Source organism: Streptomyces acidicola, assembly GCF_009377235.1.
Taxonomy (GTDB): Bacteria; Actinomycetota; Actinomycetes; order Streptomycetales; family Streptomycetaceae; genus Streptomyces; species Streptomyces acidicola.
In genome coordinates, this window is the sequence record NZ_VMNX01000034.1 from 41,203 (window position 1) to 53,276 (window position 12,074).

Annotated in this window: 6 protein-coding genes; 1 reads left to right on the forward strand and 5 read right to left on the reverse strand. The window is 73.5% G+C overall.

Annotated elements, in window-relative coordinates; all coding sequences use genetic code 11:
* Positions 1-292: 292 nt before the first annotated feature.
* Both FPZ41_RS12540 and FPZ41_RS12545 read right to left on the reverse strand, forming a co-directional pair.
* Positions 293-568, reverse strand: coding sequence for a DUF6059 family protein (locus FPZ41_RS12540; protein ID WP_152862064.1), 276 nt, complete (start codon positions 566-568; stop codon positions 293-295).
* Positions 569-817: 249 nt separating this feature from the next.
* A complete protein-coding gene (locus FPZ41_RS12545; protein WP_407698776.1) occupies positions 818-2,974 on the reverse strand; it encodes an MMPL family transporter in 2,157 nt (718 codons plus the stop codon).
* A gap of 99 nt (positions 2,975-3,073) precedes the next feature.
* Here FPZ41_RS12545 and FPZ41_RS12550 point away from each other — a divergent pair, with 99 nt between their 5' ends.
* Positions 3,074-3,406: a PadR family transcriptional regulator gene (locus tag FPZ41_RS12550; RefSeq protein ID WP_152862066.1), complete on the forward strand. Its 333-nt coding sequence runs from the start codon at positions 3,074-3,076 to the stop codon at positions 3,404-3,406.
* Positions 3,407-3,739: 333 nt separating this feature from the next.
* Here FPZ41_RS12550 and FPZ41_RS12555 read toward each other — a convergent pair whose 3' ends face one another.
* From FPZ41_RS12555 to FPZ41_RS12575, 3 genes are all read right to left on the reverse strand, one after another.
* On the reverse strand, positions 3,740-4,381 hold the full coding sequence (locus FPZ41_RS12555) for a permease prefix domain 1-containing protein (protein ID WP_322620151.1): 642 nt from the start codon (positions 4,379-4,381) through the stop codon (positions 3,740-3,742).
* A 252-nt stretch (positions 4,382-4,633) separates the two neighbouring features.
* Entirely contained in the window at positions 4,634-11,179 is a 6,546-nt protein-coding gene (locus FPZ41_RS48205) for a type I polyketide synthase (RefSeq protein ID WP_228022694.1), read from the reverse strand.
* A 37-nt stretch (positions 11,180-11,216) separates the two neighbouring features.
* The coding region (locus FPZ41_RS12575) for an acyl carrier protein (RefSeq protein ID WP_228022695.1) at positions 11,217-12,074 on the reverse strand (858 nt) is incomplete at its 5' end.

A 12,074-nucleotide genomic window follows, 5' to 3' on the forward strand; every position in this document is an offset into this window, starting at 1 on the left:
GGCCTGTGGGGCTTTGCTGCTGTCCAGGCCTCGGTCGGCTTCCTCTAGGCGCGCGGACTTCGCCCGCGTGGGCGTGCGGGCGCGGTGAAGAAGGAGGCGGGTCGCGGCCGAGCGTCGTGAGACATCCTGTAGATCCCCCGATTTTCTGGATTGTGTGGTGCTCGGTGGTAAAGATTCCGTTTCAGACTATGCCGTGCCGAACATTTACAGGCAAGTGAACGGGGCGCTCCGGTTGTTTTCTTGCCGAACGAGCACAGGTGGAGCGGGGTTTTTCATCTGCGGAAGGGCGAGGTCAGCGCAGCTGTGACCACAGGGCCTGTTCCTCCGGTTCTGGTGGAATGTGCGGAATAAGGCGTTCAGGGTGGCCCGGTGCCGGTCCTCCGGAGGCCTTGCCGATATCTGGATTTGTTGATTCCAGAACATTCCGGGGTTCCGGATCCGGGTCGTTTCGCGGCTGCGTGAGCTGCATGGGCTGCGTGAAGAGATGGGGCGGTGGTGACATGCCGATGGCGAGAGCGCCCATGAACTGGGCCCCCGCGCCCACGTCGTGCGCGAGCGACAGCAACATCCGGCCGCACCATCGCAGGACTCTCGGTACCTTCATGGGCCGACCTCACCCTCGCCGCGGAATCGGGTCCCCCGCATCCTGGGTGGGTCACCTCAACTTCTGGTCGAGGCGCAGTGAGGGCACACCACGGCTTGCGCTCGCGCTGGTGCCGGGGGTGCCGGAGGGCCGACAGCAAGAGTCCGGCCCCCACACCCGCGTCGGGCGTGGAGGCCGGCCGGCCCCTGTCGGGAGGCGGGGGATTCCCTCCCGTCAGGTGTGTTCGATGGCCACCCGGGGCAGGCGCCTGGCCAGCCCTCCGGGAAGCCACCAGGCAAAGCGGCCGAACAGGTGCATCACCGCGGGCAGGATCAGGCAGCGGATGATGACGGCGTCGACGAAGACGGCGACGGCCAGTCCGAAGCCGAACTGCATGAGCATCCGGTCGCCGCTGAACATGAAGGCGCCGAACACCACGATCATGATCGCGCCTGCGGCCGTGACGACCTGGCCCGTGGTGGCCAGCCCCTGACGGATCGCCAGGGCCGCGTCCTTGCTGCGCTCCCACTCCTCGTGCATGCGGGAGAGCAGGAAGACCTCGTAGTCCATGGACAGTCCGAAGACGATCGCGAAGATCATCACCGGGACGTACGCCTCGATCGGGCCCTTCTCGATGCCCAGGGTGCCGCCCTGGAAGACCAGCGTCATCACGCCCATGGCGACGCCGACGCTGAGCAGGTTGAGCGCCGCGGCCTTCAGTGGGATGAGGATCGAGCGGAACACCAGCAGGAGCAGCAGCATCGACAGTCCCACCACCACGGCGATGAAGGCGGGCAGCCGGTTGGCGACTGCGTCGGAGAAGTCCTCGGCGGAGGCGGTGCTGCCGCCCACCAGGAAGGTGGCGTCCGTCTCTCGGGCCACCGACGGCAGCACGCCGTCCCGCAACTCGCCGACGAGGTCGTTCGTGGCCGCGTCCTGAGGGGCGGAGGTGGGGAAGACGATGATGGTGGACAGGTCGTCACCCGAGGACTGCGGCGGCAGCGCGGCGGCGACGCCCTTGGTGTCCTCGAGCGCCGCACGGGCCTGCGAGGCGGCTGCCGAGTCGCCCTCGGCGACCACGATCAGGGGTCCGTTGAAGCCCGGGCCGAAACCCTCGGCGAGCAGGTCGTACGCCTGGCGGGTGGTGGTGGAGGTGTCGTCGGTGCCGGCGTCGGCGAAGCCGAGCCGCATGTCGAGCGCGGGCAGTGAGAGGGCCGCGAGCAGCGCGGTCGGCACCAGCGCGGCCGCCCAGGCGCGCCGCTGGACGGCAGCGGTCCAGCGGCCCCAGCGCTCGCCGCCGGCCCGGCGCCCCTTCTCGACACGGCGGCGCACCTGCTTCTCGATCCGGCCGCCGAAGATGCCCAGCAGGGCGGGCAACAGCGTCAGCGACGCGATCATGGTGAGCAGCACGGTCAGGGCGACGGCCACGGCCACGCCCTGCAGCGAACCCAGGCCGAGCACGACGAGCCCGAGGAGGGCGACGATGACCGTGCATCCGGCGAAGAACACGGTACGGCCGGCGGTGTCGATGGCCTTGACCGTCGCCGCCTCGCGGTCGGTGCCGGCGAACAGCTCGCTGCGGTAGCGGGAGAACACCAGCAGGGCGTAGTCGATGCCCACGCCGAGACCGACCAGCATCATCAGCGGTGCGGTGAAGTTGGCGATCGTCGCCACGTGCGAGGCGAGGATGATCAGGCCGAGCGTGGTGCCGACGGCGAACAGGGCGATCGCCACGGGCAGCACGGCGGCGAACAGGGACCCGAAGAGCAGGACCAGGATCACCAGGGCGGCGAGGATGCCGATGCCCTCGGCGGAGCCGCTGTCCTCGCCCTGAGCCGCCCGGACCGGGTCACCCGACAGTTCCGCGCGCAGACCGGCGGTCTCGGCCTTCTGCGCGGTGTCGATGATCTTCTGGGCGTCCTCGGTGGGGATGTCCTCCGACTGCTTGTCCAGCGAGACCGAGACGTAGCCGATGGTCCCGTCCTTCGACACTGCCTGGCGATTGTCGTAGGGGCTGACCACGCTGACGACGTGTGGTTCCTTCTTGACCTGGGCCAGCATCGACTCGACCCGCTCGCGCGTCTGCGCGGCGGTGAGTCCGCCGTCGGCCTCCAGCACGATCGTGACTGTGGCGCCCGCCTGCGAGGGGGCCCGGTCCTGAAGGACGTTGAGCGCCTTCTGGGAGTCGGTGCCCGGCAGGCCGAAGTCGTTGTGGTAGTCGTCGCCGACGGCCTGTGAGCCCATGCTCACCGCCAGCAGGACGACGACCCAGCCCACCAGTGCCCACCACTTGCGGCGGTAGGAGACCTGGGCGAGACGTTCGAAGAGGCTCGGCCTCGCCGTCCCCGACGAGTCACCCGCCTCGGTAAGGGTCCGATTGGGCGTGGCCACCGTAGTCCGACCTCCCTGGTCCAGTGGCGTCACCCGCCACGATAGATAGATTGGCTACATGTAGGTGGTCGACGCTAGCACATGATGTAGATTGCCTACATGATGTCTGAAGCGCTACGGGGCCATCTGGACGCGCTGATCCTCGCGGTGCTCGAAACGGAGCCCCTGCACGGATATGCGGTCATGGAGGCTCTCCAGGTCAGCAGCGGCGGGGCGCTGGACCTGCCGACCGGGTCGCTGTACCCCGCGCTGCGGCGCCTCGATCGGGCGGGACTCGTGGAGAGTGAATGGAGCACGGTGGGTGGCCGGCGGCGCCGCACCTACCAGCTCACCTCCGCGGGCCGCCGGGCGCTGGCCAGCGAGCGGACGAAATGGCGGGATTTCTCCACCATGGTCGAGGGCGTCCTGCGCCCGGGGTCCGCGCCGGCCTGAGGGTCACGAGGAGAGCGACGACCGGCACGCTTCACGAGCTGTGCCGGCCTTTTCGCATGCCGTGACGCCGGGGGCATCAGGGACCAGGGAGATGCGGGCGGCTGCCCTGGTTCCGCAAGGCAGGCCCGCCCTCGTGCGGCGGCAGGGCAGGCCCGCTGTCGTACGGTGTGGCGACGCATCTCCATGCCGTGTCGGCGCGGAGATGCGGGGTCAGGAGCTTCCCGGTACGGGAGCGCGCGTGCCCTGCCTCACGACGCCCGGCCGATCCGGAGGACGGGACCCGGCTCTGTCACCACGGCTCGGCGCCGAAGCGTCGTGCAGACAAGCACACGGTCAGGACGCGGCCAGACAACGGCGGCCCGCCACGGCGACCCCGGCCAGCGGAACGCCGAGCAGCAGGGCCGTCATCGGCAGGCCTGTGAGTCCCAGCAGGGAGTCCGTGGCCGGGCTGTAGAGCGTCAGCAGCAGGCCGAGGACGGCGAAGACCGCGCAGACGAGGAACGCGAAGAAACCGGCCGCACGGACCAGACGGCGTCGCGCGCCCAGATAGCGCACCCCGGCGCCGGTGGCGATCGCCACCGCGAGCGCTGTGCCGATGGCCCCAGCGCCGGTCCAGCGCACCACGTCGTCGACCAGGGCGTAATCCGTGTCGGCGCGGGCGTCCGCGCCGTGTCCGGCGAGAGTCAGCAGTAGCCACCACGCGACCGGCTGGACGGTCAGGACGACGCAGATCAGCAGTGCCGTACGCCGACCCTCGGCCATGGCCAGCTCCGGCTGGTACTCGGGAGCGATGATGTCGACGGGGCCGAAGTCGGCCACGGCGCGCTGCTCGGCGCTGGTGCGATCGAGTCCGCTCTCCTCGTACGCCTCGGCGGCATCGACGAGCCCGTCACGAGCCTCCGCGAGCATGTCCGCCTTGACCGCCCGCGGGCCGCGCAGGGCCTTGTCCAGTTCGGCGACGTATCGGTCAATCACCCGGGTCTCCCTGGAGTCCTCCGCCGCGTACGGTCCTTGCCGAGTATAGGGAGTTGAGAGCAAAGGGGGTTCAGGGGAATCCCTGAGGCATCCCTGAACCGGCCCTCCTCCCCGCGGGCGGGTCGCGTACCGCCGCCCGGCCGCGGTACGTGGAGCAGTGCCGCCCCGCGGCCCGTCACGGGTGTCCCGCACACGGCGCCCGAACCCCCGTACGGGGCCCGGACACGACCCGGACCCCGTGTCTGCCCCGGGTCAGCCCCCGCCGACGGGCGAGAGCATCGCCGGGTCGTCGAGGAGGTGGTCGGTCAGGTCGGGCACCGTGGGACGGTCGAAGACCAGTGTCGCGGGCAGCCGCAGGCCGGTCGCCGCGGTCAGGCGGTTGCGCAACTCGACCCCGGCCAGGGAGTCGAACCCCATGTCCTTGAAGGACTGGTCGACATCGATCTCCTCGTCGTCGCCGTACCCCAGTACGGTCGCCACCTCGCGCATCAGCAGCTCCGACAGGGCCGCGCGACGGCGGTCGGCGGGCAGCGCCGCCAGCTGCCGGGACCAGACGGGAGCGTCCCCGGTATCGTCCCGGCGGGCGGTGCGCCGGGCCGTCGGACGGATGCCGCCGAGGCCGCGCAGCAGCGGCGGCAAGCTGTCCCGGCCCGCGAGGTCGCCCAGCGCCGGCCGGTCCCACCGGACCGGCAGCACCTGCGTGGCGCCCGTCGCCAGCGCCGCGTCGAACAGGGTCAGCCCCTCCGGCACCGAGAGCGCGGCCACCCCGCCGCGGCTCATGCGGGCCCGGTCGGCCTCGGACATGTGCCCCGTCATACCACCGGCCTGTGCCCACAGCCCCCAGCCGAGCGACGTGCCGGACAGGCCCTCGGCCCTGCGGCGGTGCGCCAGCGCGTCCAGGAAGGAGTTGGCGGCGGCGTAGTTCGCCTGTCCCGCCGAGCCCAGCGTCGCGACCACCGAGGAGAAGGACACGAAGGCGGACAGTCTGGTCTCGCGGGTCAGCTCGTGCAGGTGCCAGGCCGCATCCGCCTTGGGAGCGAGCACCCGGTCCACCGCGTCCGGCGTGAGCGTCTCGACGGTGCCGTCCGCGAGAACGCCCGCCGCGTGCACGACCGCGGTCAGCGGCCGGGTGTCCGGGATGTCCCGCAGCAGTCGGGCCACCGTAGCCCGGTCCGCGAGGTCACAGGCCGAGAACGACACCCGGGCACCCTGCGCCGCCAGCTCCTCGGCCAGTTCCTCGGCCCCGTCGGCGCTCGCGCCCCGGCGACCGGCCAGCAGCAGGCGCCGTACCCCGTGCCGGGTCACCAGGTGGCGGGCCAGCAGCCGGCCGAGGACGCCGGTGCCGCCGGTGATCAGGACCGTGCCGTGAGGGTCGAAGCCGGGTGGCGGCGTCAGCACGACCTTGCCCGTGTGCCGCGCCTGGGCCATGTGACGCAGGGCCCGCGCGCCCTCCTGCACCGGCCACGTGGTCACCGGCAGCAGCCCCGGCACGCCCCGGTCGAACAGGGCGAGGACCTCGGTCAGCATCCGCGCCACGTGGTCGGGTTCGGCCCGCAGCAGGTCGAAGACGTCGTAGCGGACTCCGGGATGCCGCCGGCCGACCTCCTCGGCGTCCCGGATGTCGGTCTTGCCGATCTCGACCAGGTGCCCCGAAGATCCCAGCAGCCGCAGCGAGGCGTCCAGCAGCGGACCAGTGAGCGAGTTGAGCACGACGTCCATGCCCGCGCCGCCCGTCGCCCGGCGGAACGTCTCCTCGAACGCGTCGGTGCGGGAGTTCGCGATGTGGTTGTCGGCGAGCCCCTCCGCGCGCAGGACGTCCCACTTGCCGGGCGAGGCGGTGGCGAACACCTCCGCGCCCAGATGCCGGGCGAGCCGGATCGCCGCGATACCCACCCCGCCGGCCCCGGAGTGCACCAGGACCCGGTCGCCGGGACGGACCCCGGCCAGCTCGGCCAGGCAGTGGTACGCCGTCAGGAACACCACCGGCACCGCGGCCGCCTGTGTGAACGACCAGCCCCGCGGGATCCGCGCCAGCAGCCGCCGGTCCGTGACGGCCACCGGGCCGAACGCGTTCCTCGGCACCAGGCCCATGACATGGTCGCCGGGAGCCAGGTCCCGCACACCGGCACCCGTCTCCAGGACCACACCCGCGCCCTCCAGCCCCATGCCCTCCTGACCCGGAACCATGTCCAGAGCCACCACGACGTCACGGAAGTTGACGCCCGCCGCACGCATCGCCACCCGGACCTCCCTCGCGCCGAGCGGCCGCGAGCCGTGGTCGTCCGGGACCAGTGCGAGGCCGTCCAGGGTGCCCTTCGTGCTGATGTCCAGGTGCCAGCTGCCGTCCGGGGGCGGCGTGAGGGTGCGGCGCGCGGGTACCGGGGCCAGCCGGGGCGCGTGCCAGGCGCCCCGGCGCCACGCCAGCTGCGGTTCCCCGGTCATGAGGGCGACGGCCAGCCGGTCCGCCCCGCTGTCCGCGTCCTCGTCGGCGCCCTCGGCGTCCAAGTCGAGGAGCACGAACCGGCCGGGATGCTCGCTCTGGGCGCTCCTCAGCAGCCCCCACACCGTGGCGGCCGTGAGATCCGGGCCGGGCTCCCCTGGACCGGTGGCGACCGCGCCGCGGGTCACCACCAGCAGCCGCACCGAGCGCAGCCGGTCCGCGGCCAGCACCTCCTGGACGAGCGCGAGCGCGGACCGGGCGGCCTCATGGGCGGCCGCCGCCGCGCGGCCCCCCTCGGACGCGGCCCCTGCCGGACCGGGCGGCCAGAAGGCCACCAGCACATCGGGTACGGCGTCCCGCTCGTCGAGCGCCGACAGCAGGGTCGGCAGATCGGCGTGGGCCGGGGCCTGCGGCAGCCGCGGGTGGGCGGCACCGAGCACCGCCCAGCGCACGGCCGGTTCGGGCACATCGGCGGGCACCGGTTGCCAGATCACCTCGAAGAGGGCGTCTGCCGAAACGGCGTCCTGCGCTCGCAGCGCGGCACGCGAGGTCGGGCGCAGCGACACTTCCTGGACGGTGACGACCGGCGCCCCGGACCGGTCGGTGAGCAGCAGCCGGGCGTGTCGCGGCCCCGTGGGCGTCACGCGGACGCGCACCTCGTCCGCCTCCACCGCGTGCACCCGTACTCCGGCGAAGGAGAACGGCAGCAGGATGCTCTCCGCGTCCTCCGCCGCGTCCAGCGCGTGCACGACCAGGGCGTGCAAGGCCGCGTCCAGCAGCGCCGGGTGCACGGCGAATCCGGTCGGGTCGGTGTCCGGGGCGAGCCGGACCTCGGCGTACAGCTCCCGCTCCCGCCGCCAGGCGGCGCGCAGGTTCCGGAAGGCCGGGCCGTACCGGTAGCCGACGGCGGCGAGACGGTCGTAGACGTCGGTGACGTCGAGCGTTTCGGCTCCGGCCGGCGGCCACTGCTCCGGCGCCGGCGGATCCGGATCGGCGAGCGGGGCGAGGGTGCCCGAGGCATGGCGGGTCCACCGGGCGCCCGTCGCGTCCTCCAGCCCGGCGGGGCGGGAATGCACGGTGAACGTACGACGGCTTGCGGCGTCGGGGCCGGCCGCGGCGAGCTGCACGTCCACCGCGCCGTCGACGGACAGCACGAGGGGCGCCTCCAGGACGAGGTCGTCCACGAACCCGCCGAGCCGGTCGGCGGCGTGCAGCGCGCAGTCCACCAGCGTCGTCCCCGACAGGAGCACCGACTCGTGCACGACGTGGTCGGCTAGCCAGGGCTGCTCGGCCGCCGAGATCCGCCCGGTGAGCAACAGGCCCTCGTCGGCGGCCGACTCGACCGCGGCGCCCAGCAGCGGATGCCCGGTCGCCGCCACACCGAGCCGGGCGGGATCGGTGCCGGACGACGGCTGCTCCAGCCAGTAGCGGCGGCGCTCGAAGGCGTATGTGGGCAGCTCCACCGCCTCCGGCCGTCCCGGGGGCAGCAGCGTGGACCAGTCCACGGGCGCGCCGCGCACATACCCCTCGGCGAGCGAGATCAGTAGCCGGCGCCGGCCGCCGGCGCCGCGGTTCAGGGTGCCCAGGGCGGCGCCGGGTACTCCGGCGGCGTCGAGGGCGTCCTGGACGGCGATGGTGAGCACCGGGTGCGGACTGCACTCGACGAACAGGTCGTGGCCCGTGTCGATCAGGGCGGTCACCGCGTCGTGGAACCGCACGGGGGCGCGCAGGCCGCGGAACCAGTGCTCCGCGTCCATCGGCGTGGCCTCGTCGAGCAGGCCGCCGGTGAGCGTCGAGTAGAGGGGGATTTCGGGGCGGCGCGGGGCGAGTGGGGCCAGCAGGTCCAGCACCTCCGGACGCAGCGCCTCCACGTCCGGGCTGTGCGAGGAGTAGTCGACGGGGACCACGCGCGCGTGCACGCCTTCCGCGTCCCACTCGGCGACCAGCGACGTCAGGAGTGCCGCCGGGCCCGCGATCACCGTGGCCGCGGGGCCGTTGACCCCGGCGAGGTGCACCCGGCCGGCCAGGTCGGGATCGGCGAGCCGCTCGCGCACCCGGTCGGCGGGCAGGGCCACCGACGCCATCCCACCGGTGCCCGCCAGCGGGACCAGGGCGCGGCTGCGCAGAGCCACCACGCGCGCGGCGTCCGACAGCGACAGGGCGCCCGCCACGCACGCGGCGGCGATCTCCCCCTGCGAGTGCCCGACGACGGCGTCGGGCTGCACACCGTGGGCACGCCACACCTCCGCCAGGGCCACCATGACCGCCCACAGCGCGGGCTGCACCACGTCGACCCGGTCGAGCGGAGGGGCTTTCGGCGCCTCGGTGAGCACGTCGGTCAGTGACCAGTCGGTGTACGGGGCGAGGGCCTCGGCGCACTGCCGGACGCGGTCCCGGAACACCGGGGACGTCTCGAGCAGTTCGCGCGCCATCCCCGCCCACTGCGAGCCCTGCCCCGGGAAGACGAACACCGTGCGCCCGGTCCTCGCCCGGCCTCGCACCACGCCCGGCACGTCCTCGCCGCGCGCCAGACGGGACAACAGCGCGCGGAATCCGGCCAGATCCTCGGCGAGCACCACGGCACGGTGCTCCAGCGCGGCCCGGGTTCCGACCAGGGCGTGCGCCACGTCGGCAGGTCGGGGCGGGAGTGCGGTGGACCGGGTGCCGTCCGGGGCATGGCCCGCGTCGGCCGGCCCCGATGCCGGTGCCTCGCCCAGGTTCTCGGCGAGCCGTGCCGCCTGCCGGGCCAGGGCCGGGGCGGTGCGCGCGGACAGGGGCCACGGGAGGGGGAACGGCTCCGGCGCCGGTGCGGTGGGTGACGTGGCCGGGGTCGGCTCCGGCTCCTGTGTGGTGGCCGCCTTCGCCTGGTCCGGTGCCTGCTCCCGTGCGGTGGCCGCCGTCGCGTGGTCCGATTCCGGCGCCTGTGCGGTGGCCGCCTCCGGTGCCTGCTCCCGTGAGGTGGGCGACCTCGTCGGTTCCGGCTCCGGTGCCTCCTCGAGGATCACGTGCGCGTTGGTCCCGCTGATACCGAAGGACGAGACGCCCGCCCGGCGCGGTGTGCCGCGGCGTGGCCACGGACGGGCCTCGGTGAGCAGCCGTACGCCGCCCTCCCGCCACTCCACGTGCGGGGTGGGCGCGTCCACGTGCAGGGTGCGCGGCAACTGCTCGTGGCGCAGGGCCTGCACCGTCTTGATGACGCCGCCGACCCCCGCGGCCGCCTGCGCGTGCCCGATGTTCGACTTCAGCGAGCCGAGCAACAGCGGGCGGTCCGCGGGCCGCTCCCGGCCGTAAACAGCGAGCAGCGCGCCGGCCTCGATCGGGTCGCCGAGCCGGGTGCCCGTGCCGTGCGCCTCCACGGCGTCCACGTCCTCGGGCCGCAGCGCGGCCGAGTGCAGCGCGTCGCGCACGACCCGCTCCTGGGCCGGCCCGCTCGGGGCGGTCAGCCCGTTGCTGGCGCCGTCCTGGTTGACGGCGGAACCGCGGATGACGGCCAGGATCCGGTGGCCGCGCCGCCGGGCGGCCGACAGCCGCTCCAACACGATCAGGCCGACGCCCTCCGCCCACGAGGTGCCGTCGGCGGCGGCCGCGAACGGCTTGCAGCGACCGTCCGCGGCCAGTCCCTGCTGCCGGGTGAACTCCAGGAACATCCCCGGCGTCGCCATCACACAGACCCCGCCCGCGAGCGCGAGATCGCACTCGCCGGCCCGCAGTGAACGGCAGGCGAGGTGCAGTGCGACCAGCGAGGACGAGCAGGCGGTGTCGACGGTGAGGGCGGGGCCGCGCAGCCCGAGGGTGTAGGCGACGCGTCCGGAGGCGACGCTGGCGGTGGTCCCCGACAGCAGGTAGCCCTCCACGCCCTCGTGCCCGGTCCGGCTCAGCGACGCGTACTCCTGTGCCGTGACTCCGGCGAACACGCCGGTACGGCTCTCCCGTAGTCCGGTCGCGTCGATGCCCGCGTGCTCCATGGCCTCCCAGGCGCTCTCCAGGAGCAGCCGCTGCTGGGGGTCCATGGCCAGGGCCTCGCGCGGGCTGATGCCGAAGAACTCCGCGTCGAACTCGTCGGCGTCGTGCAGGAAGCCGCCCTGGGGTGCGGGGGTGCCGGTGTCCCCGGCCGCGTCGGCGAGCCCGTCGAGCCGCCAGCTCCGGTTCGCCGGGAACGGCGAGATGGCGTCGGTGCCGGAGGCGACGAGCCGCCACAGGTCTTCCGGGCCGCGCACCCCGCCGGGGAAGCGGCAGGCCATGCCGACGATCGCGATGGGTTCGCGGTCCTGGTCGCGGAGCTCGGCGAGCTCCTGCCGGGTCCGGTACAGCTCCGTCGTGGCCCGTTTCAGGTAGGTCCGCAGTCTGGCCTCTGTCATGGCTGCCCCGTTTTCCGCCGCGGGGTCCGGCGTTGGCTCAGGCGTCGAACTCGTGGTCGATGAGGGCGAAGATTTCGTCATCGGTGGCGGTTCCGATCTTCTCGGTGAGGTCAGTGAGGTCGCCGGGCACGGCGTGCGGCCCGCCGGAGGCATCCGGGGCGCCCGCGAGGGTGGACAGCAGCTCGCGCAGTCCGCCGGCGAGCCGGTCGCCCGTGACGGGGTCCAACGGTGCGTCGGACAGCGCCGCCCGCAGCCGTTCGAGGGCCGACAGGGCGGCGGAGGCCGCCTCCGGCCGGTGGGGCGTGAGCTCGGCGAGGAGGTGCTCGGTGAGGGCCGCGGGGGTGGGCCGGTCGAAGACGAGGGTGGCCGGCAGCGGCAGGCCGGTGAGCTCCCGCAGACGGTCCCGGTACTCCACGCCGGTCACTGAGTCGAAGCCGGCGTCGCGGAAGGAACGCTGCGGGTCGACCGCGTCCGGCCCGGGATGTTCGAGTACGGCGGCGGCCTCGGCCCGGACCAGCTCCAGCGCGAGCAGGTACTGCTCCCGGCCGGTACGGCCCGCCAGCATGCGCGGCCAGTAAGGATGGTCGGAGGGCTCGTCGGGTTCCGGGGACGGACCGGTCTCCGGCAGGGAGGGTCCGTCGGTCCACTGTGGTGGGGTCGCGCTGCCGTCCGCCGCGGTCGAGGCGGCCCGGATGCCGGCGTCGTCGGCCGGCTGCTGCGGGAGCCAGTGGCGGCGGCGCTGGAAGGCGTAGGTCGGCAGGTCGGCGCGGGGGCCCGGGCCCAGCAGCGCGGACCAGTCCACGTCCTGGCCCGCGACGTGCAGTTGGGCGATCGCGGTGAGCAGGGCCGTGGGTTCGTCGTGGCCGGGGCGGAGGGTGGCCGTGAGGATGGGAGG